Annotated in this window: 28 protein-coding genes; 9 read left to right on the top strand and 19 right to left on the bottom strand. The window is 40.6% G+C overall.

The genetic code is table 11. The features are described from left to right. The first annotated feature begins 34 nt into the window (after window positions 1–34). Window positions 35–337 (top strand): GIY-YIG nuclease family protein, encoded by a 303-nt coding sequence (locus KIT27_05950; protein ID MCW5589190.1) that lies wholly within the window; start codon window positions 35–37, stop codon window positions 335–337. On the opposite strand, the gene KIT27_05945 is transcribed toward KIT27_05950, so the two are convergent. The 5 genes from KIT27_05945 to gatC all read right to left on the bottom strand — a co-directional run bounded on the left by KIT27_05945 (window position 283) and on the right by gatC (window position 5911). Beyond that, a complete protein-coding gene (locus KIT27_05945) occupies window positions 283–1602 on the bottom strand; it encodes an MFS transporter (GenBank protein ID MCW5589189.1) in 1320 nt (439 codons plus the stop codon). The genes KIT27_05950 and KIT27_05945 overlap by 55 nt on opposite strands. A 144-nt stretch (window positions 1603–1746) precedes the next feature. Continuing rightward, the gene (locus KIT27_05940) at window positions 1747–2712 is read right to left on the bottom strand and encodes a threonylcarbamoyl-AMP synthase (protein MCW5589188.1); all 966 of its coding nucleotides are present in this window, start codon (window positions 2710–2712) and stop codon (window positions 1747–1749) included. A 4-nt stretch (window positions 2713–2716) separates the two neighbouring features. Next, on the bottom strand, window positions 2717–4150 hold the full coding sequence (gene gatB, locus KIT27_05935) for an Asp-tRNA(Asn)/Glu-tRNA(Gln) amidotransferase subunit GatB (GenBank protein ID MCW5589187.1): 1434 nt from the start codon (window positions 4148–4150) through the stop codon (window positions 2717–2719). A gap of 8 nt (window positions 4151–4158) precedes the next feature. Beyond that, entirely contained in the window at window positions 4159–5613 is a 1455-nt protein-coding gene (gene gatA, locus KIT27_05930) for an Asp-tRNA(Asn)/Glu-tRNA(Gln) amidotransferase subunit GatA (protein ID MCW5589186.1), read from the bottom strand. A gap of 1 nt (window position 5614) precedes the next feature. Further along, window positions 5615–5911 (bottom strand): Asp-tRNA(Asn)/Glu-tRNA(Gln) amidotransferase subunit GatC, encoded by a 297-nt coding sequence (gene gatC, locus KIT27_05925; GenBank protein ID MCW5589185.1) that lies wholly within the window; start codon window positions 5909–5911, stop codon window positions 5615–5617. Between the two features lie 286 nt (window positions 5912–6197). Here gatC and KIT27_05920 point away from each other — a divergent pair, with 286 nt between their 5' ends. The 7 genes from KIT27_05920 (at window position 6198) to KIT27_05890 (ending at window position 12519) form a co-directional block, all read left to right on the top strand. Then, entirely contained in the window at window positions 6198–7235 is a 1038-nt protein-coding gene (locus tag KIT27_05920) for a rod shape-determining protein (GenBank protein ID MCW5589184.1), read from the top strand. A 6-nt stretch (window positions 7236–7241) separates the two neighbouring features. Beyond that, window positions 7242–8156, top strand: a complete 915-nt coding sequence (gene mreC, locus KIT27_05915) for a rod shape-determining protein MreC (protein ID MCW5589183.1) — start codon at window positions 7242–7244, stop codon at window positions 8154–8156. Continuing rightward, window positions 8153–8641, top strand: a complete 489-nt coding sequence (gene mreD, locus KIT27_05910) for a rod shape-determining protein MreD (GenBank protein MCW5589182.1) — start codon at window positions 8153–8155, stop codon at window positions 8639–8641. Before mreC ends, mreD begins: the two co-directional genes overlap by 4 nt. A gap of 25 nt (window positions 8642–8666) precedes the next feature. Then, a complete protein-coding gene (locus KIT27_05905) occupies window positions 8667–9821 on the top strand; it encodes a hypothetical protein (GenBank protein ID MCW5589181.1) in 1155 nt (384 codons plus the stop codon). A gap of 60 nt (window positions 9822–9881) precedes the next feature. After that, window positions 9882–11330, top strand: coding sequence for a metalloprotease TldD (gene tldD, locus KIT27_05900; GenBank protein ID MCW5589180.1), 1449 nt, complete (start codon window positions 9882–9884; stop codon window positions 11328–11330). Window positions 11331–11335: 5 nt separating this feature from the next. After that, window positions 11336–11950 (top strand): hypothetical protein, encoded by a 615-nt coding sequence (locus tag KIT27_05895; GenBank protein ID MCW5589179.1) that lies wholly within the window; start codon window positions 11336–11338, stop codon window positions 11948–11950. Between the two features lie 194 nt (window positions 11951–12144). After that, window positions 12145–12519: a hypothetical protein gene (locus tag KIT27_05890; GenBank protein ID MCW5589178.1), complete on the top strand. Its 375-nt coding sequence runs from the start codon at window positions 12145–12147 to the stop codon at window positions 12517–12519. Window positions 12520–12660: 141 nt separating this feature from the next. Here the strand turns inward: KIT27_05890 and KIT27_05885 are convergent, their stop codons facing one another. The 3 genes from KIT27_05885 to KIT27_05875 form a co-directional block, all read right to left on the bottom strand. Next, window positions 12661–13836 (bottom strand): MFS transporter, encoded by a 1176-nt coding sequence (locus KIT27_05885; GenBank protein ID MCW5589177.1) that lies wholly within the window; start codon window positions 13834–13836, stop codon window positions 12661–12663. Between the two features lie 9 nt (window positions 13837–13845). Then, window positions 13846–14277 (bottom strand): SseB family protein, encoded by a 432-nt coding sequence (locus KIT27_05880; protein ID MCW5589176.1) that lies wholly within the window; start codon window positions 14275–14277, stop codon window positions 13846–13848. Window positions 14278–14494: 217 nt separating this feature from the next. Then, a complete protein-coding gene (locus KIT27_05875) occupies window positions 14495–14749 on the bottom strand; it encodes a hypothetical protein (GenBank protein ID MCW5589175.1) in 255 nt (84 codons plus the stop codon). A 254-nt stretch (window positions 14750–15003) separates the two neighbouring features. Between KIT27_05875 and pmbA the strand changes: the two genes are divergently transcribed. Next, window positions 15004–16350: a metalloprotease PmbA gene (gene pmbA, locus KIT27_05870; GenBank protein ID MCW5589174.1), complete on the top strand. Its 1347-nt coding sequence runs from the start codon at window positions 15004–15006 to the stop codon at window positions 16348–16350. A 59-nt stretch (window positions 16351–16409) separates the two neighbouring features. Here pmbA and KIT27_05865 read toward each other — a convergent pair whose 3' ends face one another. The 11 genes from KIT27_05865 to KIT27_05815 form a co-directional block, all read right to left on the bottom strand. Next, a complete protein-coding gene (locus tag KIT27_05865) occupies window positions 16410–16679 on the bottom strand; it encodes an HPr family phosphocarrier protein (protein MCW5589173.1) in 270 nt (89 codons plus the stop codon). 10 nt (window positions 16680–16689) lie between these two features. Further along, window positions 16690–17088 carry a hypothetical protein gene (locus KIT27_05860; GenBank protein MCW5589172.1) on the bottom strand — a complete coding sequence of 133 codons (399 nt, stop codon included), beginning with the start codon at window positions 17086–17088 and terminating at the stop codon, window positions 16690–16692. Between the two features lie 68 nt (window positions 17089–17156). After that, entirely contained in the window at window positions 17157–17705 is a 549-nt protein-coding gene (locus KIT27_05855) for a hypothetical protein (protein MCW5589171.1), read from the bottom strand. Window positions 17706–17789: 84 nt separating this feature from the next. Then, window positions 17790–18083: a ribosome-associated translation inhibitor RaiA gene (gene raiA / locus KIT27_05850; protein MCW5589170.1), complete on the bottom strand. Its 294-nt coding sequence runs from the start codon at window positions 18081–18083 to the stop codon at window positions 17790–17792. Window positions 18084–18319: 236 nt separating this feature from the next. After that, window positions 18320–19696, bottom strand: a complete 1377-nt coding sequence (locus KIT27_05845; GenBank protein ID MCW5589169.1) for an RNA polymerase factor sigma-54 — start codon at window positions 19694–19696, stop codon at window positions 18320–18322. 159 nt (window positions 19697–19855) lie between these two features. Next, window positions 19856–20581: an LPS export ABC transporter ATP-binding protein gene (gene lptB / locus KIT27_05840; protein MCW5589168.1), complete on the bottom strand. Its 726-nt coding sequence runs from the start codon at window positions 20579–20581 to the stop codon at window positions 19856–19858. Between the two features lie 17 nt (window positions 20582–20598). Next, on the bottom strand, window positions 20599–21129 hold the full coding sequence (lptA, locus tag KIT27_05835; GenBank protein ID MCW5589167.1) for a lipopolysaccharide transport periplasmic protein LptA: 531 nt from the start codon (window positions 21127–21129) through the stop codon (window positions 20599–20601). Further along, window positions 21107–21673, bottom strand: a complete 567-nt coding sequence (lptC, locus tag KIT27_05830) for an LPS export ABC transporter periplasmic protein LptC (GenBank protein MCW5589166.1) — start codon at window positions 21671–21673, stop codon at window positions 21107–21109. The genes lptA and lptC overlap by 23 nt, the downstream gene beginning before the upstream one ends. Beyond that, the gene (locus tag KIT27_05825; protein MCW5589165.1) at window positions 21666–22181 is read right to left on the bottom strand and encodes an HAD-IIIA family hydrolase; all 516 of its coding nucleotides are present in this window, start codon (window positions 22179–22181) and stop codon (window positions 21666–21668) included. Before KIT27_05825 ends, lptC begins: the two co-directional genes overlap by 8 nt. Beyond that, a complete protein-coding gene (locus KIT27_05820; GenBank protein ID MCW5589164.1) occupies window positions 22181–23173 on the bottom strand; it encodes a KpsF/GutQ family sugar-phosphate isomerase in 993 nt (330 codons plus the stop codon). Before KIT27_05820 ends, KIT27_05825 begins: the two co-directional genes overlap by 1 nt. A gap of 100 nt (window positions 23174–23273) precedes the next feature. Further along, window positions 23274–24212: hypothetical protein (locus KIT27_05815; GenBank protein ID MCW5589163.1), on the bottom strand; the 939-nt coding region annotated here is incomplete at its 5' end.

The following is a 24212-nucleotide window of genomic DNA, read 5'->3' as shown; positions in this document are numbered from 1 at the left end:
AAACAACTTTTATACTGTAACAAGAGTGAAGGCCGTGCTAAAGCGTTACTACGTGTATCTACTAGAATGCGAACACAATCGTTTTTATACCGGGATCACCACCGACCCCGAGAGGCGTTGGCAACAGCACGTCTCTGGGCGCGGTGCTAAATTTACGCGGGCATTTAAACCGTTAAAAATGGTGAGAGTATGGGACGTTGGCGAATCACGTGCGCTGGCACAGAAAATAGAATACCAAATTAAACAATTATCACACCAAGAAAAAAAAATCTTAGGAGCAGATTATCCTGCCATAAGTTGCGCAGGTTTTTTATTACCACACGATTTATCGTCATGAATAATCGGCGCAGCAGGCACCGATTGGCAAAACGTTTCGCGAATAAAGGGTAATAAGAAAAATGAAAGTCCAAAACAAATTGGAATAATACTCAACGCAAATTGATAATCATGCAAGCTATAAATGCGCACGTGATGATGCAAGGTGCCTTGCCAATAACTGTCGAGCACATATCCAATCACGGCTTGTAAAATAGCTGTGCCTAACATCGTTGACATGTTGGCAAAGCCAAGGGCAGTGGCTGCGGATTTGGCTGTCGATAATTCACGGACGATAGCAAATACTAATAAAAAACTACTAGAACTAAAACCAAATAAAAATAAATTTAATCCTAATAATGCCGGTGAGGCCGTTAAATAAATAATCATTAGCGCGTTAACAAAACTCACACTGGCACCAATAACCAGAGGTAAACGTCGACGGCCTAATAAATTAGAAAATAAACTCCATAAAGGTGAGCCTATGGCCGCACCTAAATAAATTAATGAAATATAACCGGCCGCTATCGGGCGAGTGAAATGATAACACGTGGTTAAAAAGGGTACGCCCCATAACGCAGCAAGAGCGGGTGTCGGTGCAAATACTAATCCGGTGTAGACGGTGGCTAAACGGATATGCTGATTTTTAATGACAGTATGTAAATTTTTCCACAAACTGTCGTGAGGTTTTTTTAAGGAAGGTGTGGAAGCATCGCGAACAACGCTGAATAATACTACTGCTATGACACTGCCAATGATTCCTAGCACAATCATGGTCTCACGCCACCCGCAGGTATCGACCAAAAATGCTAAAGGTGCTTGTCCTCCTGTCGCACCTAACATACCTAACATTACGGTTAAACCCGCCACAATAGCAAAACGATTTACCGGAAACCAAATGGCTGCAATTTTTAAACAACCAATGGCCGCGAAAGATGAACCGATGCCAATCAATAAACGTCCACATGCCGCCGAGGCAATGTGAGACGCCAAAGAAAAAATAAGACAACCCAGACCACACAATAAAGCGGCAACACCGAGTAAACGCCGTGGACCAAAACGATCTAACAGCATGCCAACCGGAATTTGCATTAAGGCATAAGCATAAAAATAAATCGAGGCCAGATAACCTAAACCTTCTGCGTGAATATGAAAATCTCGCATTAAATTCTGACCCATTACGCTGGGTGATACTTGTAATAGACATTCGTAAAAATAAAATAAGGCGGCGGTTAACCACATTATCCATAAAAACCGCGACGAGTAAGAGTGGTTAAAATTTTGCATAATATTAATCCTGGCATCCTGTCAATTGAGTGAGATAGTAAATTAGATACTTGTTAAATGATGAGCGATTTTAACCCTATGTTGTTATGGTCATTCTCTTAAGTTGTGTTAATTTGCTGTGAATAAATAGGGTATAAGTTATTTTTATGACCAATCTGTGCTGGCTTTGAGAATGCGATCACAAATTCCAGCCCATTGATTTTCTGAAGGTGGCATTTCTATCGCAATCGCGCGCAGACCTGCGTTATCGGCTTGAGTGAGTTGATAATATAATTCGTAAGCGGCTGGTCTGGGTTGTGCTGGCATTGTGTAGTGTTGAATGTGGGGAGGCAGTGGCTCGGTTAAGGTAAATGAAATTACGTAGAGTTGATCCGCGTAACGTTTTTTGAGCTGTGCTAATTCTTGGGAATTTCTAAAAATGAATAATGGCGTGCGCGGTTGATAATGCGTTTTTAAAACGCCTGGCGCGCGAACGGTAATATTTTTTTCCAGTGCAATAGGCAACGCGATAGTGTGTTCTATTTGCGCTGCTGAAATCATGCCATGACGTAGGATTCGCCATTCATTTTTTAATCGCGCATCGACGATAGTTGATTCAATGCCAACACTGGAACGACCGCCATCTAAAATGGTTAAATGAGCATCGGGAAAATGCGCATCGACATGGTGAGCGGTAGTGGGGCTTAATTGTCCAAACGGGTTAGCAGAAGGCGCAACCACGGCACTGTTTAATTTTTCTAATAAGCTTTGCGTTAATGGATGATTAGGGCAACGCACGGCCACACTTTCTTGTCCACCGGTGATGAGATCACTGACCGAAGATTTTTTGGGCAAAATTAAAGTTAATGGACCTGGCCAAAAGGCGTGAATTAACGGCTCCACATAATCAGGAATAGAGTGAGCAATTGCTGATAAAAAACTAGCATTGGCAATATGAACAATTAACGGATGATGCAAAGGACGATTTTTTAACGCAAATACTTTTTTCACGGCATTTTCTTGGCGAAAATCGGCGGCTAATCCGTAAACAGTTTCAGTGGGTATCGCCACTAAATTACCTTGCTTTAGTTCTTTTACAGCAAGTTCAATATCGCGAGTTATTAAATTCATGTGCTTAGCCTAATTTTTTTAAGAGTAATGCATTGACGGTATCGGGGTTGGCATTGCCTTTGGTGAGCTTCATGACTTGCCCAACAAAAAAGGCCAATAATTTTGTTTTACCTCCGCGATATTGCGCAACCTGATTGGGATTTTGGTGGATAATTTCATCAATCATTTTTTCTAATTCACTGCTATCGTTTAATTGCACCAGCCCTTTTTCACGGATGATAGCGTCAATCGATTGCTGAGTATTCAATTCAGCAAAAATAATTTTCGCTGCTTTGGCTGAAATGGTATCGTCATGAATGCGCAGCAATAAATCGGCAAATTGCTGCGGTTGAAAAGGCAATTGTGTGAATTCAAGTTGATGTTTATTTAAATAGTAAGACATGTCACCCATTAACCAATTTACGATTAATTTAGCGGGGAGTGTGGGGTTAATGGCTAAAATCGTTTCGAAATAATTAGCGAAATGAATATTGCTAATTAAAAATCCTGCATCTTCTTGAGATAAGGAGTAATCACATTGATAGCGTTGCAGTTTTATTTCGGGTAATTCGGGCATGGTTTTTTTAATATCAGCGATAATTTTTTCGTCGATGATTAAGGGTAATAAATCAGGATCGGGGAAATAACGATAGTCGTTAGCATGCTCTTTTTCACGCATGGAACGCGTGCAATTTAATTCTGAATCGTAGAGTCGCGTTTCTTGAATAACCTTGCTTCCGTGTTTAATAAGATCAGTTTGCCGCTCAATTTCATAATTAATGGCTTTTTCAACAAAACGAAAGGAATTAATATTTTTAATTTCGGCACGAGTGCCTAAAATAGAGCTGCCTTTGGGACGCACCGAAACATTGGCATCACAACGAAAAGAGCCTTCTTGTAAATTACCATCACAAATATCTAAATAGCAGACTAACGCGTGTAATGCTTTCATGTAAGCAACGGCTTCTTTGGCAGAGTGTAATTCAGGTTCAGATACTACTTCAATTAATGGTGTGCCAGCACGATTTAAATCAATGCCCGTTTTATGAGGCCGTACTTGGTGAATAGACTTTCCGGCATCTTCTTCTAAATGCGCACGCGTAATATGAATGATTTTTGCAGAGCCATCGTCTAAATAAATGGGTAATTTTCCGTGGCTGATAATGGGTAATTCCAATTGACTGATTTGATACCCCTTGGGTAAATCGGGATAAAAATAATTTTTACGGGCAAAAACACAACGTTTAGCAATTTCACCTTGAATGGCTAATCCAAGCTTAATCGCTTTGCGCACGGCCTCTTGATTTAAAACCGGTAATACACCCGGTAAACCTAAATCAATTGCGCAGGCTTGATGATTGGGTTTTGCGCCATACTGCGTGGATGCTCCAGAAAAAATTTTACTCTGGGTATTTAACTGAACGTGAATTTCTAAACCAATAACTGCTTCGTATTCCATGATTTTTCTCACTTGATTAAATCTGGGGTGCGCAAATGCCAATCGCTAACTTGTTGGTATTGATGAGCGGCATTTAACAAGAGGGTTTCACTAAAATGATTACCGATTAATTGCATACCTAATGGCATGTTATCAGAAAAACCAACTGGAAAAGCAATCGAGGGAATGCCGGCTAAATTAACGCCGATACCATAGTTATCGGCTAAATACATGCTGAGTGGATCTTGTTTTTTTTCGCCTAATTTAAATGCGGTATTCGCGACGGTGGGTGATAAGATAAAATCGACCTGTTGAAATGCCTTAGCAAAATCTTGGCTGATTAAACGACGAATTTTTTGCGCTTTTAAATAAAATGCATCGTAATATCCCGCTGATAAAGCATACGTACCAATCATAATTCGGCGTTTCACTTCATCACCAAAACCTTCACTGCGGGTGCGTTTATAAAGATCGTCTAAATTACGGGGATTTTTACAACGGTAGCCATAACGTACGCCATCATAGCGTGCTAAATTAGAAGATGCTTCAGCCGGAGCGATAATGTAGTAGGCGGCTATTGCGGCGTGATGATGAGGTAAATCCACTTCAACAAAATTAACGCCCATTTTTTTGAATTCAGCAATTGCATTGTCGAAAACGTGACTAAGGGTTGCAGATAAATTAGGGTTAAAAAATTGTTTAGGTAATCCGATGGTTTTATTTTTTAAAGAATGTGTTAATTGCGCTGTGTAATCGGGTGTTGGAATTTCGACACTGGTAGAATCGTTGGGATCAAAACCGGCTAATACATTCATCCATAAGGCCGCACATTCTGCGCTGCGCGTCATCGGGCCTGCTTGGTCTAAACTGGAGGCAAACGCTATCATGCCATAACGCGATACTAAGCCATAAGTAGGTTTTAATCCCGTGAGTCCGCAAAATGCTGCGGGTTGACGAATTGAACCACCAGTATCACTGCCACTGGCGGCAGCGCATAAACCGGCGGCTACCGCTGCAGCAGAACCTCCAGAAGAGCCACCGGGGACAGTCGTTAAATCCCAAGGGTTTTTAACCGCGCCGTAATAACTATTTTCATTGGATGAGCCCATGGCAAATTCATCCATATTGGTTTTACCAAGCATCACGCAGCCGGCATCTTGGCAATTTTTAATGATAGTAGCATCGTAGGGTGCGATAAAATTATCGAGCATTTTAGAACCACAGGTGGTTCTAATGTCTTGAGTGCAAAAAATATCTTTATGAGCCACGGGAATTCCACACAGAGGATGTGCTTGTTGTTTGGCAATCAATTCATCTGCTTTTTTGGCTTGATTTAACGCTGTTTCTTCGCACACCGTGATATACGCATTCAGCAGTGGATTTAATGCAGCAATTTGATTTAAATAAGCACTCGTGAGTTCGAGGCTAGAAATTTTTTTTTGTTGAAGCTGCTTGCTTAATTCACGCAGCGTTTGAGTGAGCATATTATTTTCCTTCTTCAATCACTTCAGGCACTAAAAATAAACTGTCGGTGATTTCTGGTGCTAATGCCAGAAAAGTAGCATGTTGATCGGATTCGGTGATGATGTCTGCGCGAAGACGTTGGGAAAGATCAAGGGGATGTGTCATCGGTTCCACATGGTCGGTGTTAATAGTATCTAATTCTGAAACTAAATTCAGAATGTTATTGAATTGTTCGATATATTTTTCTACCACATCAGAATCCAAAGATAGGCGTGCAAGATGAGCCATGTGCTGTAAGGTTGTGTTATCAATTGACATGAAAAAAGTGCTCCGTAAATGCAATAGGCGGCATTATAGCAAAATGCTTTTAAATTGGGATATTTAAAAGGAGATATTGCAGTCTTCTTTTATCCCGCAACTTAGCTGGCAAGCGGTATAAATCCCTTCCACGTGCAAGCAATTTGGGGTAGAGTATGCCGCGGCATCTGGGTTCTTGCTGGCAGGTGTCACTCATGTTGAGAAATTTAGCAAACACTGGGGCGTTTTAACCATTCGCTATAGAATTGGCAATACGTCCTATATTAGTAGAGGCGAAAGGATAGCAATGTTTAAAAAATTACGTGGCATGTTTTCCAACGATTTATCAATCGATTTAGGTACAGCGAATACCTTAATTTATGTTCGCGGTAAAGGTATCGTCTTAAACGAACCTTCAGTAGTGGCCATTCGTCAAGATGGCGCGGGTCGTAAAGTGGCAGCGGTTGGCATTGAAGCAAAAGCGATGTTAGGTCGTACCCCAGGTAACATTACGGCAATTCGTCCGTTAAAAGATGGGGTGATTGCGGATTTTTTTGTGACTGAAAAAATGCTGCAGCATTTTATTCATAAAGTCCACGAAAATCGTTTTTTACGCCCATCCCCGCGGGTCTTAGTGTGTGTTCCTTGTGGTTCTACTCAAGTGGAACGCCGAGCCATTCGTGAATCGGCCTTGGGTGCAGGTGCGCGTGAAGTTTATTTAATCGAAGAACCCATGGCGGCTGCTATCGGTGCTGGGTTACCCGTCGAAGAAGCCAGTGGTTCTATGGTGGTGGATATTGGTGGAGGCACGACGGAAGTGGCGATCATTTCCTTAAGCGGAATTGTTTATGCCTCTTCTGTGCGAATTGGGGGCGATCGTTTCGATGAAGCCATCATTAACTATGTGCGCCGCAATTACGGTAATTTAATTGGTGAAACCACGGCAGAACGCATTAAAACCGAAATTGGCACCGCCTATCCTAATAACGAAGCAAAAGAATATGAAGTTCGTGGACGTAATTTAGCCGAAGGCGTGCCACGGAGTTTTATGCTCAATAACAGTGAAATTTTGGAAGCGATTCAAGAGCCTCTTTCTGGAATTGTTGGCGCGGTGCGTGGTGCATTAGAACAAGCTCCACCCGAATTAGCCGGTGATATCGCCGAGCGCGGCATGGTTTTAACGGGCGGTGGCGCGTTACTTCGCGATCTCGATCAACTGTTAATGGAAGAAACAGGATTACCGGTCATCGTTGCCGAAGAACCATTAACCTGTGTCGCGCGCGGAGGTGGTCGGGCACTCGAAATGATGGAAATGATGGGCGGTGATTTTCTCTCAACGGAGTAATTAGCCATTAAATTAATTTTTAAACGGGGTCCCTTACTCGGACTACGTCTAGCATGTTTAATAATCGCTGCGATGATCTTAATTTTTTTAGATCATCGTAGTGCTGTTATTTCGCCGCTGCGCCGTTCTTTAGAGATTGCCCTCACGCCGCTGCAATTCCTCGTCAATTCTCCGGCAAATGTCTTTGATGAATTGCATTCCAGTTTACGTACTCGTCAACAATTAGAACGTGAAAATGCCAAATTGCATGCTCAAGCATTATTACTAGAAGCACGCGTGCAAAAATTATTAGCGATTGAAGAAGAAAATTCACAGTTAAAAAAATTGGTTAACTCGGCGCAAAAGGACAATACACGATTATTAGTTGCCGAATTATTAGCCGTTGCGACTAACCCTTTTGCGGAAGAAGCGGTGCTCGATAAAGGCAGTATGCAAGGTGTTTTTGTGGGACAACCCGTACTCGATGCCTATGGTGTGATGGGACAAATTATTGCGGTGAATCCATTCACCAGTCGGATGATGTTAATTTCCGATCCGCGCAGTGGGGTTCCTGTCGTCGACTCGCGCTCTGGATTACGCGCTATTGCTAAAGGTGCGGGATCGTCCACTCGTTTAAATTTAATCGATGTACCCGAAACCGCCGATATTACCTTAGGTGATGTCTTCACGACTTCAGGATTAGCGCAACGTTATCCGTATGGCTATCCAGTCGGAGTGGTAACGAATATCCAGCACAATCAAGATGATTTATTTGCCACGATTACCTTAAAACCTTTTGCCCGAGTGAGTCGCTCACGCGAAGTTATTTTAATTTGGCCAACTCATGCAGTTCCCGAAAATGCCTTAGCGAAACAATTAATGGCTATGGATAAAGATCAAGAAATCGCAGCACACAATCAACAACGAGTGGTTACACCATGACTAAAAGCGGTTTGAATTTATTACTGATTATTAGCGCAAGTATTATTACGGCCTTTATTTTAATTGCACTCCCATTGCCCGAATGGTTTGAACCGTTAAGGCCGGCGTGGGTTGCTCTTGTTGTTATCTATTGGACCATGGCACTTCCCCATCGTTTTAGTATTGGTTGGGCGTGGATAACCGGAATATTACTCGATATTTTGCAAGGAACTTTATTAGGCAGTCATGCTTTGGCGCTCGCCGTGGTTGCGTATATTGTGGCAAAATGGTACGTGCGTTTGCGCTTATTTTCATTACTTCAACAATCATTATTTGTTTTATTATTTTTATTGCTGTATCAACTATTATTATATTGGCCTCAAGCGGCACTCAAGCATGAATCCGTACCCTGGTTATTTTGGTGTTCTCCGTTATTAGGCATGGCGTTATGGCCATGGGTTTATCATACTTTGCGTGGTGCACGGAGGCGTTTTCGCTTAGTATAAATTTCTCTTATGGATAAGTTTAAAAATGGGTAAATCTCATCATCGCAGAAAGGGAAAATTTTGCACTTCCAAAAAATTGGGTAGTGATCATCGTTGGCGATTTTTTATTGAAAATAATCAGAAGCCTCGCACTGCATCTCAGCAAATGCGTCCACCCATAAACTCTAAGCCCAATCAAAATAATTTAAGCAGATTTTTTTTCTTATTGTTGCTGTTGTCAGGAACCGTGAGCACCTGTGCGTTAGCCATTAATCATTGTAACGCCAGTGGAAAATGTGGAACCAATGAAAATGAAACTCGGGATAATTCTCTTGCAAGAGATCAACACAAACCAGTTGATCCTGAACAATTCTGTGAATCATTGCGTAATCCTGCTTTAAAGGCTTCGGCGAGTAATGTGCCCGAAAATACACAAATCGTGCCATTTCCGGTTGAATATACGGATGAGTCTTATCAAAAACAGCGAGCGCATGCCTTGTTAGCAGTGAAAGATCAACAACCCTATAGATTGACTGAGCATGATATTAGTAAAATAAATCAATATAACAAAGCGAAGGATCAAAGAATTACTGCGATTAGAGATTTTTTAGATAAGCAGCTAGCAAACTATCTAATAGATAACGCTCAGCAAATTTCAGATGATATCGCTGAAAAAATTCATTTGCTGATGTTTATTTTTACCCATGGTGGAGCGTATAGGGTCAAGAATTCCAATAGTTGCTCAGAGCATGCCGGTCATTATGTGATGAGTTTATTGAATACAGTAATGGATAAACCAGTGACCTATAAAATTCTGCTAACAATAGTAGGCAAAACCGTAAAATATCGTGATTCTGCGGCATTTTTATTATTTGAACATGTTTATGTTGCTACTGTTCATCGTAAAATACACTTACCGACGCTCAAAGATACCCGAGAATTAGCGCAATTTATTAAAAAAAACCAAGGAAAATTCTGTGATAATTGGTGGCCTTATTTACAGGCACCCAAAGATAATCCATTTTTCGATGAATATCAGGCCTATCCTCTGCCTATTACAAACATTATTGAAATCGATCCGCAAGATTTTCAAACGGGTTTATTAAAAGACATTACATGTTTGTTGCAAAAAGAGCTTAAGCGTTATCACGAATCCGCGGGTGATCAGAATGTCCGCATAAAAGCACAAATCAGAAGTTAGCGTTTATCCTAAGCTTTGTTCATGTTAGAGTAAACTATCTGTTTTTATCAGGATCACACGATGTCAAACCAGTCACTTATCGAAGTTAAACGCACCTTATTAGAACCCGCTGGATTAACCGAGCAACATTTACAACGCATTTTAGGGAATATGTTAGGGAATGTCGTGGATGCTGCCGATTTATATTTTCAAGCGATTCGCCATGAATCTTGGGTATTAGAAAATAGTATTATTAAAGAAGGCAGTCATAATATCGATCGCGGTGTCGGTGTGCGTGCAATGAGTGGGGAAAAAACGGGTTTTGCTTATTCAGATGATATTATTTTACCCGCGCTAGAATCAGCAGCGCTTGCTGCCAAAAGCATCGCTAAAGTGGGAGGTAATCAACGCGTACAAGCCTGGAAAACTTCACCGGGGTTGGTACTCTATCCCGCTCTCGATCCCATTGATAGCTTAAGTGAACAACAAAAAGTTGCACTCTTGCAACGTGCCGATCGATTGGCGCGTCAAACCGATCCGCGAATTAAAGAAGTGACAGTTTCGTTATCGGGTGTTCATGACGTGGTGTTAATTGTGGCGAGTGATGGTACGTTTAATTCCGATATTCGTCCTCTAGTACGTTTTAATGTGACTGTCATCGCGGAAGAAAATGGCCGTCGTGAACAAGGCTTTGCAGGAGGTGGCGGTCGCTACAGTTATCAAACGATTATCGATGAAAACTTAGTTGAAAAATTTACTCAAGATGCGGTACGTCAAGCGTTAATTAATCTTGATGCTATCGATGCGCCGGCAGGCAGTATGCCGGTCGTGTTAGGGTCTGGTTGGCCTGGGGTTTTATTGCACGAAGCGATTGGACATGGTTTAGAAGGCGATTTTAATCGCAAAGGCAGTTCCGCTTTTTCTGGAAGAATTGGCGAACGTGTTGCAGCACCGGAATGCACTGTCGTGGATGATGGGACCTTAAGTGGGCGCAGAGGTTCTCTTAATATCGATGATGAAGGCGTTCCCACGCAATGCACGGTATTGATAGAAAATGGTATTTTAAAAAATTATATGCAAGATAAATTAAACGCACGCTTAATGAATATGGCACCCACTGGTAATGGTCGACGAGAATCGTTCGCGTGTTTACCCATGCCACGCATGACTAACACCTATATGTTAGCGGGTAAACATAATCCTGCAGAAATTATCGCCACGGTAAAAAAAGGCATTTACGCAGTCAATTTTGGCGGTGGACAAGTCGATATTACTTCTGGAAAATTTGTTTTTGCGGCGAGCGAAGCCTATTTAATTGAAAATGGAAAAATTGGTGCACCCATTAAAGGCGCTACTTTAATTGGTAATGGCCCCGATGTATTAACTCGTGTTTCGATGGTGGGAAATGATTTAGCGCTGGACACCGGTGTGGGAGTCTGTGGCAAGGAAGGGCAATCCGTTCCGGTGGGAGTGGGTCAACCAACATTACTCGTAGAAGGATTAACCGTGGGTGGAACTCAACAAGGATGATGTTAATGCGTTATTATCGGCAATTTATCGTCAATATTTTTCTGATTATTTTATTAAGTGCCTGTAGTCACTCGCCAAAATTACACCCTTTACCCAAAGATGGCGTGATTTTAGCGTTTGGCGATAGTTTAACGTTCGGTACGGGCACGAGTTCCGTCAACAGCTATCCCAATGTCTTATCGCGTTTAACAAAATATAAAGTGATTAATGCTGGCGTACCAGGCGATACTACCGCCGATGGTTTAAAACGCTTACCGGAAGCGTTAGAAAAAAATAAACCCGCGTTAGTCATTTTATGTTTAGGCGGTAACGATATGCTACGCAAAGTTCCCGCTATCCAAATTTCCGATAATTTATTTAAACTCATTAGCCTGATTAAAAATGCTCATGCCCAAGTCGTGGTATTGGCCGTGCCTCAACCTAAAATTTCCATGGATCCACCTGATTTTTACGCCGAGATTGCGAAAGAGCAACAGGTTCCCGTGTTAGAAGATTTAATTTCCAACTTATTCAAACAACGCCATTTAAAATCCGATACTATTCATTTAAATGCCGAAGGTTATCGTTTATTAGCGGAGGGGTTGTTTGTTGAGTTGCGAAAGTTGGGGGCGTTGGGTTAGGGGGCATTTTGTGGAAAAAGCTTAAAAGGGACAACTAGTGGTTTAGACAAAATTATAATGGGTTATGAATATTTCAAGCAAGACTGTTATTAATGTCATTTATTTTCTCATTTAACGCTTTGCTTTATTTTCAAGCAAAATAAAAGTTTCGTACTAGACTAATATTAATAGCAACAATATCTGGAGATATCATAATGAAAAAACTCATTGTAGCCCTCTCAATATTAAGTGTTTCAGTAGTCTCTTATGCTGGTAATATGCAAACTCAAGGCAGCTCTGTTGCTACAATATACACATGCCCAACAATATCTAGCACAATAGCAATCGGGGAAGAGTTGGACGGGCGATGGATTATTAAGAGTGATAGCCTTAAATTCGGTTATGTAATTTATGGTTGGCTTAAAATTACACAAGAAGATATAGATGTTATCTCTTGGCGGGGTTCTAATACTGTTCAGTGTTCATACTCAATCAAGTATGGCGCGTCTAAGTTTCAGTTAGTATATAACGGAAGTGTGAAAAATTGTACGAAAAAAAGCAAAAATACCCTATCTTGCTTCCCTGGATAAATAGTTACGGGGAATATAATGTCACGATGAAATAATGGCTCTTTTTATAATTTGATACGTAAAAAAATAATGCGTATTAACCAAATCGAAAGAGCCATTATGAAAGCTAATTAAAAAACTAAAATCATACGAATGCAGATTTCATCGTTGAATAATCTTACTATCCCTAATCACCCAATACTGAGTCAACAGCGTTAAACTAATTAACATTATCAAAATAATTCCCAGACTTTGAAACGATCCTTGATAAAAATAACCCGCGATTTGCAAACTCAATGCAGAAATCACTAAGCTTGCCCCTTGAGTGAGCGCCGATATTTTTGCTTTCGCGTGGGGAATATAATTTAAACACAGTGGGTATAAAATCGTACTGGGAATAATTTGCGCAATCACAAAGATTAACATGCTAGAGGTAATAATCATTGGGCTTGCGCTATTAATAAAAGAAATCCAAATAATGCTTAATAGGGCCATCATAAAAAATAGTAAACCCACATAGAGCCAATTCTTTGGTGAGCATAATTTAAGAATAAAGCCAAATAAAATACTGCCTAAGGCAAAAAATAACGCTAAACTGCCTTGATAAATGCCAAAAGCCGGAAAGCTCACATGTAAATTTTTAATATATAATAAGGGTGAAATGCCAGAAAAAACCCAATAAGGTGTGAACATAATTGCGAGTGTAGCAATCAGTAATAATAGCGAAGGTGTATGAAATAATTCCGTATACCCGCTCGGCTCTCGTTGAGATTTGGATTCTTGGGGAAGAAAAAATAGTGTCATCATGAATGCTATTAACCCTAACACTAAGAGTGCAATGAAACTGCCTTGCCATTGAAAATAGAGTGCAATATAACTTCCCACTACCGGCGCTATGCCAGCGGCAGTATTATAAGAACCGTTTAGCATCGCCATCCAAAATTGTTGTTGGGTTAATGAATATCGATCGGCAATAATAAGAAAACTTAAAATCGCAGGAGCAGCAATACCAAAACCTTGTAAAAATCGACCTATTAAAATAATTAAATAGAAAAATTTAATTAAGCATAAACCACTGCCGATAATAAACAGCACCAACCCCCAAATAATAATTGGTTTACGACCGAAGCGGTCGGATAACTCTCCAACTAAAAATAAACTGATACAATAGCCGATAAAATTAATAGTTACGGCAGCTTCTGCCCAAAACGGCGATAAATGGAAATAATGTTGTAGTTGTGAAAGACTAGGCACGAATAAATCAAACTCCATACCGGTCAGAATATCAATAAAAATGATAGTAATAATAATAACGATATGAGTGAGTTTTTTCTTCATCACAATTCACTACTCTTTTAATGTTGGATTATCTATTTTGACGTGGCGTTTTAATAAAGTTTCTGTTTTGGCAATAATATTTTTTATATGATCAATTTCATCCGGTGCAAATTCTTTGTAAAATTCCGTAGTGGGATTTAAAAATAAAAAAACATTTTCACCGAGCGCTTTAAATAAATGTGCGCCGGTAATTTGCGTATAAGTGAGATGAGGGAATTCATTGCCTGCCCAGTGTTGTAAACGCTCTAAGGAACTAAATACTAAGATTAAAAAACAATCTGCGCGCTCGCTGATCAGTGGTCGAAAAGGCTCTTCTGGTGTTTCAATATGGTTAGGATCAGTCGGTAGCCATAAATTAGCTTTTAATAATTCTAAATAAAACTGATTTTGGTGCGTTGGATTCGGGTTTTGGTAAACGGTTAATAAAGCGTCATCAAGCATGGGTATTCGATTCCTTATAAAAAAATTCCCGCTGGGAGGCGGGAATTGGTATTGTAACGCAAAGTTTAAACGAGACAAATACTCTTCATGCTTGAATGTTAGGCTGTGTTACCGAGCTAAAGCTACTCAGTTCTGTATTAGGTAAAACTCCTTCATATCTTTAATCCGGCGCCATGCCTAAAATCCAATAGTATGGAGTATATTATTTTTTTACGAGTTACTTAGTGGGGGAGAGATCGTTAATAAAAATATTATTATCACGTAAGCGTCTGGTGAGCGCTAAGGCGCTTATCCCAAGCGCTTGCGCCGCTTTAGCCAAATTACCATTGGCGTGAACTAACACGGCTTTGAGGGTAATCGCTTCGCGTTCGTGATGAGAGAGTGTATGAAAATGATGTGGCCTAAAACGTCTGTGTTTTGCCATTTCCATGATTGTGCCTCCAAAATTTTCTATCGCTATCGTCTTTGACATGATGTCAAAATCCACTCGGTTTAAGCAATACCGAAAAGCCCTATCTTCTTTGTGGGGAATATCTGCCTCTGCTGTGAGAAATAAACCATAGAAGAAACCATTTGACTTGAATTGCTACCTTTACAACATGAATGATTTAATTTTTTAAGAATAAGAGCATCAAGGATAATGGTTAAACATTCAGAAATGCTTTTGGTCACGCTGAATTTCAGCTAACATGTGATATCACCGATAAATTCCCTAAGGGTTTGATTATGAATAAAATGCTTGCTGCTAATCCGCTCGATAATAGTGATCTCATTGAGCTATCTCACCACATCTTAACCGTAGCCAAACAATACGGTGCCAGCATGGCGGATGTGGGTGCCTCGGTTAGCGATGGTTATAGTACCACTGTGCGCTTAGGGGAGGTGGATACGGTAGAATATAACCGCGATAAAGGATTCAGTTTGACGGTTTATTTTGATAAACGCAAAGGATCGGCCTCAAGTTCCGATATTAGCGAAGAGTCCATCGAAAAAACCGTAGCAGCAGCCTGTAATATTGCCAAATACACGCATGAAGATGCGTGTAACGGTTTAGCTGACCCCGAATTAATGGCTTATGAATACCCACAACTAGATTTATATTTTCCTTGGGATTTGCCAGTTGATAAAGCGATTACCTTGGCAAAAGAATGCGAAGCCAAAGCGATGGCGCTGGATAAACGCATTGAGAATGCCGAAGGTACCACGGTGGCAACAGCACGTACCTATCGAGTTTATGCCAATAGCCACGGCTTTACCGGCGCCTATGCGACTTCTTCCCACAGTATTGCCTGTGGTTTAGTCGCACGTGATCAGCAACAAATGGAAGCCGATAGTGGTTATACGTGGGCGCGCGATCCCTTATTACTGCATTCAATTCAAGAAGTCGCCACAGAAGCTGCTTTGCGAGTGACCCGACGATTAAACGCCCGCAAAATTAAAACCTGTGAAGTTCCCGTTATTTTTGAAGCTCCCATTGCCTGCGGAATTTTGCGTTCCTTTTTATCGGCCATCAGCGGTGGAAATTTGTATCGTCAAGCTTCTTTTATGTTAAATCAATTAGGCAAAGTTGCTTTTCCGAGTTGGGTAACGATTGAAGAAAAACCCTTTATTGCTAAAGGTCTTGCAAGCTCACCCTTTGATGCGGAAGGGGTAAAACTCCACGATCGTTTTATTGTTAAAAATGGCATTATTGAATCGTATATTTTAGGCAGTTATTCTGCGCGAAAATTAGGGCTGCAAACCACCGGCAATGCCGGCGGCACGCATAATATTTTTATCAGAACGCATAATAAAACCCTCGGACAGTTGATCAAAGAAATGGATCGCGGGGTATTAGTCACGGATGTCATGGGGCAGGGCGTTAATATTGTGACAGGAGATTATTCCCAAGGCGCCACCGGTTTTTGGATTGAGCACGGTGAAATCCAATATCCTATTAACGAATTTACGATTGCAGGAAAATTACCCGAGATGTATCAACAGATTATTGCGATTAGCAATGATATTTATCCCAACAGCAGCCTCGCTACAGGGTCGATATTAATTGAAAAAATGATGGTGGCGGGAGAGTGAGATGGATTATTGTGTTAGTGCGGAAAACAAGGATTTCACATTACTCAGTTACCAAAAAATTATTCCAACTCATCAAACCGCTGATTAATTAAATTTTCTAGGGCTGCTAAGGCTTGAGTTTCGTCGTTGCCTTCAATACGCAGAGTAATTTCGCTGCCTTGTTTGGCAGCAAGCATCATGACTCCCATAATACTTTTGCCATTAACGGTATGTTGATTGCGGGTTACTTCAATATGGGCATTAAAACGTGAAGCGTGGGCGACGAATTTGGCGGCGGCGCGGGCGTGGAGGCCAAGTTTATTAATAATCGTAATTTTTTTTTCTAGCATAATGAGTTTCCTAGGGTGTGTTATTATCGCAATTGATTATTCCTTCTTTACCACCAGAAATGGCTTTTTCTGCCAGTTGGGCCAGTGATAAATGCGGATAATTCATGATGCGAATTAACATCGGTAAATTTAATCCGGTGATGAGTCGGCTCTGTGCCGGATCGTGCAACGCCTCGGCGATATTACTGGGGGTTGAGCCAAACATGTCGGTGAGGATTAAGAGTTCATGCGTAGATTTCAATTGAGTCACCCGGGGTTGCAGTTTATGAATAATCGTTTGTGGGTTGTCTTGTAAATCAACATGAATAGCTTCCGTGGGTAGGGGAAGTTCTCCGAAAGTCGCTTTTACGGCTCTGAGGATAGCTTCTCCGATAACATCATGAGTAATTATTAAAATATAAACGCTCATTTTAAATTAATCAGGCATCCAAAAATGAAAAATTATAACAAAAATTTACCCTAGCGGTAGGGTTAATTTTATGCAGAGTTGTTTTGGTTTAATTGTTGTTGGCGCTGTATAAATTCCTCAGCAGCATCATAGCCTGTCATTTTAAGCACTTCGTTACGCACGGCACATTCTACTAGTACGGCTAAATTTCGTCCTGGCGCGACAGGAAGTGTGATTTCAGGGATCACGGTGTCAAGCAAGGGTTGTTGGCAATAAATGCCATATAGGCGATCGATGTTGTGTAACTGCTCTTGCGCGAAGCGAGCAATTTTAATGATGAGCTGTAATTGCTTTTTATCTTTGATGGCGGTATCGCCAAACATGACGCGGATATTTAAAATCCCTAAACCGCGCACTTCTAAAAAATCTTGCAAGAGGGGTGGGCAGGTACCGACTAATTCTAGGGTTGGCTGTTGAGTGAAAATGACGGCATCATCGGCAATCATTCGATGCCCGCGATTTAATAAACCCAACGCTAACTCACTTTTACCGATGCCACTTTCTCCCGTTAACAATATTCCAAGACCCAACACATCCATAAAAACACCATGAAGAGTGAGCTGCCGCGGTTGAGTCATAATCATTGCTCTGTTTTTAACCATAAACAAAGATGCTGAGTGATGATTGCTTATAACAATTTGCACTCAGCATCTCAACGTTAATTAGGAATGATGGTTGCTACCTTTTTCTTTAATTTTTACTAATTGCCGATCAAGCTTATCGATTAATTTATCGATAGCACTATACATGTCTTTGCATTCCGCACGAGCATTGATTTTTCCACCGGCAACTGCAATATGCGCTTCGGCAATTTGGCGCAATTTTTCAACTTCAAATTTCACATCGATGCTGGTGATGCGATCGGCAAAACGTTCGAGACGATCGAATTTTCCTTCGGTAAATTCGCGGAGGGCGGGGGTAACATCCACGTGATGCCCAGTAAAATTAATTTGCATAAAAACACTCCTTCTTTGTCAATTGTGAAAGTTTATCATCTAGTGATAAACTCATGAAATAATTAAATTGAAGCTATACTCTTCACACTTGAATTTTAGGCTTTGTTGTCGAGTTAAAGCTACTCAGTTATGTATTCAGTATACACTCCTTCGTATATTTAACTCGACGCCTCGCCTAAAATCCAATTAAAATCCAATTGTTTTGAGTATATTATAAAAACTTTCTCCTTTTTAAGTTACAGACATTTACGTTCGTTTGAGGGTGGAATAACCATTGCTTCACGGTATTTTGCCACGGTTCTGCGCGCAACGTGAATGCCTTGTCTTGCTAATATTTGGGTGATACGGTTATCACTCAAGGGTTTGTGTGAATTTTCTTCTGCAATTAATTTTTTAATCATGGCACGAATAGCCGTTGAGGAACACTCTTCGTGATTATTTGTCGTAAGATGACTAGAGAAAAAGTATTTTAATTCAAATAATCCGCGTGGCGTTAAAATATATTTGTGGGTTGTAACTCGCGAGACTGTAGATTCATGTAAGCCTAAATCATCAGCAACTGTTTGCAAAATGAGAGGCTTCATGTGTTCAGCACCATGCTCAAAAAAATCTTGTTGATGACGGACAATATTTTGCGCGACCCGCAATAAGGTATCGTGGCGACTGTGAATACTTTTTAAAAACCAACGTGCTTCTTGCAAATGATGATGCAAAAATTCATATTCTGCCTGATGACTTTGCTTATCGAGCAAATGATCATAATCTTGATTCATTTGTACTTTGGGTAACGATTCATCATTAATTCGTACTTGCCAATCGTTTTGATATTTTTCAATAATTAAATCGGGAATAATATATTCAGCAGAAGGAGACGCAATACTCGCACCAGGTTTGGGATTGAGACTTTTAATCAAACGGATAATTTCTTGTAAACATGATTCTTTAAATTTATATTTTTTGAGTAATTGACGATAATCGTGATGTGCGAGTAAGTCGAGATCATATTGAATAATGGTTTGTGCTTCTAAGAGTAACGGTGTCTCACTCGGAAAAGTATTTAATTGGATTAATAAACATTCTTTTAAATCCCGCGCGCCAACACCCGTGGGATCAAAATGTTGAATGCGTCGCAGCACCATCGCAATTTCATCGTCATCTACTTCCATTTTGCCAAGACACACGCGAATATCATTGAGTGAACACGTTAAAAATCCATCGTCATTAATTGCATCAATAATGGCAGTGGCGATAGCCGTATCGATTTCGCTAAAATGAGATAAACGCATTTGCCAGAGTAAATGATCGCGTAAGCTTGTGGTGGTGGCTCCTTGAATTTCATATTCAGCAATGGCATAAGGATCGCGTTTAAGTTTGAGAGACTGTTCATTCCAACGCAAGGAGTGTTCTGCGTGGTTAATATCGTCAAACTTGGGTGTTTCTTCTGCTGGTGAGGAATTATCATCTTGATATTCTAATAGTGGATTGGCTTCCACGGCCTGCTCAATTTCATGTCGCAATTCTAAGCTTGATAATTGCAATAGACGAATGGCCTGCTGTAGTTGCGGGGTAAGGGTTAAATGCTGAGTTAATTTCGTTTGCAGTGTTTGTTTCATAAGATGAATAGGTTGCCTTTCCTTTATCCATGCTCTTTAAAGTTTAACTCCTTCTTGCGATATTAGAGAATAATTTTAGTAAAAAGTTTCATTCCCACGCCATTTTTTCTTTAAATTCTTCAGTTTAAGTACTTTATGCTTATTTGTGAACAGTCAGGACTAGAGACAAAACTCTTCGCCCAGATAAACATCACGTACCATTTGATTGGCTAATATATCACTGGGTTTGCCAGCAGCGATTAATTGTCCTTGATTTAAAATATAGGCGCGGTGACAAATATCGAGTGTTTCACGGACATTATGATCGGTGATTAAAACACCAATGCCGCGATTACTTAAATGGGTGATAATTTGCTTGATATCGATAACCGAAATGGGATCGATGCCGGCAAAAGGCTCATCCAGTAAAATAAATTTAGGTTCAATCGCGAGAGCACGCGCAATTTCAACGCGTCGTCGTTCGCCACCCGATAAACTCATTCCTCGACTCTCGCGAATGTGCTCAATACGAAATTCTTTTAAGAGTTCAGTTAATAAATGACGACGTTGTGATGAATTTAAATCGCTGCGTAATTCTAAAATTCCCATAATATTATCGGCAACAGATAGTTTGCGAAATACCGATGCTTCTTGCGGTAAATAGCCAATTCCAAGTTGAGCGCGTTGATGCATGGGTAAGGCGGTAATATTGTTATCGTCTAAAAACACATAGCCCTCATCTGCTTGAATTAAGCCGACAATCATGTAAAAACACGTGGTTTTTCCAGCACCATTGGGGCCTAGCAAACCGACAATTTCACTGTTTTCGATGGCCACAGAAACTTTATCGACGACTTGGCGTTCCTTGTAACCTTTTTGTAATTCCTGTGCGCGTAAAATTGCCATTTTGTTTCCAATTGTGGTTAAAAATTCAGTTTATTTGCAGAAGAGTTGGATTCGGGTTTGATAATAATTGTGGTATGTTGTTGGGCTTTAGCCTTTGAGACCACGGTTTTTGCAACGGTGTCGTAAATAATTTGTGGGGCGCTAAATTGATTGGCTCCTTGGATCACGAGTGCCTTACCTTGCAAAATAATATGATGTTGTACGGTAGAATACGTCATTTTCGAAGCATTGGCTACCAGAGGAGGATGATTTAACTCATTTAAAGTACGATAAATAGCGGGATTTCCTTCGGCAATGGCTTTAATTAATTGATGAGAAGAATTCATATATACAGTTAATTTATCGGCATCTATTTGCGTGGTTCCTTGCACCAGGTGGACATGGCCACGAAAAAATCCATGATTATCTTGCCGATAAAATTGCGCGAAATCTGCTTGAATGTTCAGTGGTTGTTGATGATCGCTGGGTAAAGCAAACACCGCAGGTGCAATAGTATAAAACAATATAATAAATAAATTACTGAGATTACATTTTTTCTTGGGTATCATAATTCGCCACAACTTGTGCTAGAAATTCAATCCAATCTTTTTTTAAATCGGCACGCATGCCTTGTCCTTGAATGCGATTACCATCTCGCGTGATGGTGACTATTTCTTGAGTTTGCGCTAAATCTTGATGGGGATACAGCGTGATTTTTTCGGTAGTGCCGTGGGTTGCGCCATGCTCGGCAGTTTTTGCTTGATCTAAAATGACATGATGGTAGAGATCGATAGTATTAAATTTTGCACTGGCCATGCCTTCGCGAGCTTGCAAAATCCAGGGTGGATTATTAGGCGAAAATAAGGTGACGATAGGTTGAATAAAATAGGTTTTATCTTGTTGTTGAAAAAATTGAATTTGACGAGATTGCAGTTGATACTGTGGAGAGCCTAACATATTCATACGTACGGCTTTGACATCGGTCATGAGCAGCGTGGGTTTTTGCAGTGGAGGAAAATTCAGTGACAAACTATGCGTGCGATGCCACCACAACCAACCGGTGATGAAAGCAAGTAATAATAAAATAATATTGATCGGTTGCGTTTTAATCATCGATGAGTGCCGCCAATTTACCTTGCGCTTCGAGTAATAGATCGCATACTTCACGCACGGCTTTATTACCGCCAGCCTGTTGAGTGACATAATGGGCAAATTCTTTAACTAACGGATGTCCATCGGCAACGGTGATCCCCAAACCGCAGTGTTTAATAATTTTTAAATCCAACAAATCATCTCCAATATACGCGCACTGTTCTGCACTTAACTGCGTTTTGGCGAGTAAATCTTGAAAGTCAGCAAATTTATTACGATTACCCATGTAAAGATGCTGAATGCCTAAATCGCTGAAGCGTTTGCGGGTTAATGGCGATTTACAGGTGGTAATGATGGCAACGTCAATGCCATGCTGCTGACATAATTGCAAACCTAAACCATCTTGCACGTGAAACGCTTTGTGGGCAATGCCGTGTTCGTTATAATACAATTTACCGTCGGTTAATACGCCATCGACATCGCAAATTAATAAACGGATTTTTGCAAATTTATCTAAAAGTTCTTGCATTACATCACTCCTGCGTGCAATAAATCGTGAATGTGTAATACCCCGACCACGCGTTGTTCCTCATCAGTCACCATTAATGCCGTAATTTTATGTTCTTTCATAATATTAAATGCATCAATTGCCAACATATTGCTACGAATGGTTTTAGGATGGCGGCTCATGCAAGTATCGATGGTGATAGTGTGAACATCGACACCTTTATCCATGCTGCGCCGTAAATCGCCATCGGTGTATACGCCTAATAAACGATTGCCATTATCGACAACCGAAGTCATGCCCAAACCTTTTTGGGAAATTTCTACCAGCGCTTGGCTTAAAATGGTTTGGGTTTTCACTCGTGGAATTTTATCGCCCGTACGCATGACATCGCTAGCATGTAATAATAATCGTTTACCGAGTGTGCCACCCGGATGAGAAAAAGCAAAATCTTTTTCAGTAAAACCACGCGCTTCCAATAAAGCAATCGCTAAGGCATCGCCCATGACTAAAGCTGTGGTGGTACTTGACGTGGGGGCGAGTCCTAAAGGACAAGCTTCTTTATCAACACTGACATCTAGACTAATTGTAGAGGCTTCTGCCAGCGGTGAATTTAAATCACCAATTAAACTGATTAAAGGAATATTTAAGCGTTTGATTAAAGGCAACAGGGTGATAATTTCAGGGGTACGTCCTGAGTTTGAGAGAGCAACAACGACATCGTTAGACGTTATCATGCCAAAATCCCCATGACAGGCTTCACCCGGATGAACGTAAAAAGCCGGTGTGCCGGTACTCGCGAGGGTGGCGGCAAGTTTATTGGCAATATGCCCCGATTTTCCCATGCCAGTGACGACTACCCGTCCCCGACATTGCAATAAAAATTCACACGCTTGTTCAAAAGCGTTACCGACGCGTTCGAGCAATTTATTCACCGCGTCGAGTTCGGTTCTAATAACGGCTAATCCCAACTCACGAAAGCGATGCTGGGTTTTGGATGCGATAACCTGTGCCATGTCTACTAATCGTTCCAAGCTACAAATGGGCTAATTGTGACAAATCGCGCGAAGGGTTGCAATCTTCGCGCAGGGTTTGGGTGGAATTTAGGGGGTAGGTTCACTTTTTTGCTCGTTTGCGTGAGCCAGGTTGGGTTGGTGTTGGTTTAAGTGTGGAGTTTGATTGAGTAGTGGAACTCACATGAGTGTTTGAATCAACGCTTGAGGTTGCGATGTTAGAAAAATCACGTTTGCTTCTTATTGGTTTTGCGTTTTCTGCTGACGCGCTAGAATTCACTTTTTGTTTTAATCGGTCACTTCTTCGCAGTGTTGTATTGGTGGTTGAAGAAGTTGGGACGCAGTTATTTGATGCTGGTTGGTGTGTAGAGGTTGCTGTTGCTGCTATTGCAGTTAATTTACTAGTAGCCGCGATGTTTATTAATCTTTGACTTCTTCTTAGAGGCATTTGGCTATCATCAGCAGCTGAGTTGTCTAAGCGCTGTAATATGTTGTTAGTAGAAGGCAGATTAGTAGTAGGATTGGAAGATGCCTTGTTTAGTACGTCAGCTTGCTTGGCTATCTTCAATTTCTTTTCAGGTTCAATACGTTCTAATAATGAATTAAGACTGTAAACATTCTTGGAGCTATTATTATTCGCATCTTTATTTAGCTTGGGTCTATCGTAAAAATTACAAGGTTTCACCCCAAGTTCTTCAAATAGTTCTTGATTTATATCCCCAGTTCCATCTTGGGAGTCTTTTGGGGAATATAAAATCAACCCTATATCGCTAAAAGAAGTTAAACTGTCGTTGCAGGGTGATTTTAGGAATCTGTTTCTAATCTCCTCGTTAAGGACATTTTTAATGATGAAGGCAAGAGTCTCTAAACGTTCTAGTCGAGTTTCCTCAGAATTTATATTATCAATATGGCAATCTAGAATGCAAATAATTCCATTCTCAATATCCACTTCTAGTTGAGTATATAACTTAAGTTTTGATTTATCATCATCATCATCTTCAAAATATCGATCAAAAGTAGTTTGATTGGTGATATAAAAATC

The organism is Legionellales bacterium (assembly GCA_026125385.1).
Classification (GTDB): domain Bacteria; phylum Pseudomonadota; class Gammaproteobacteria; order JAHCLG01; family JAHCLG01; genus JAHCLG01.
Note: the sequence above shows the minus strand (reverse complement) of the source record. Positions and strands in the feature narration are given on the sequence as shown.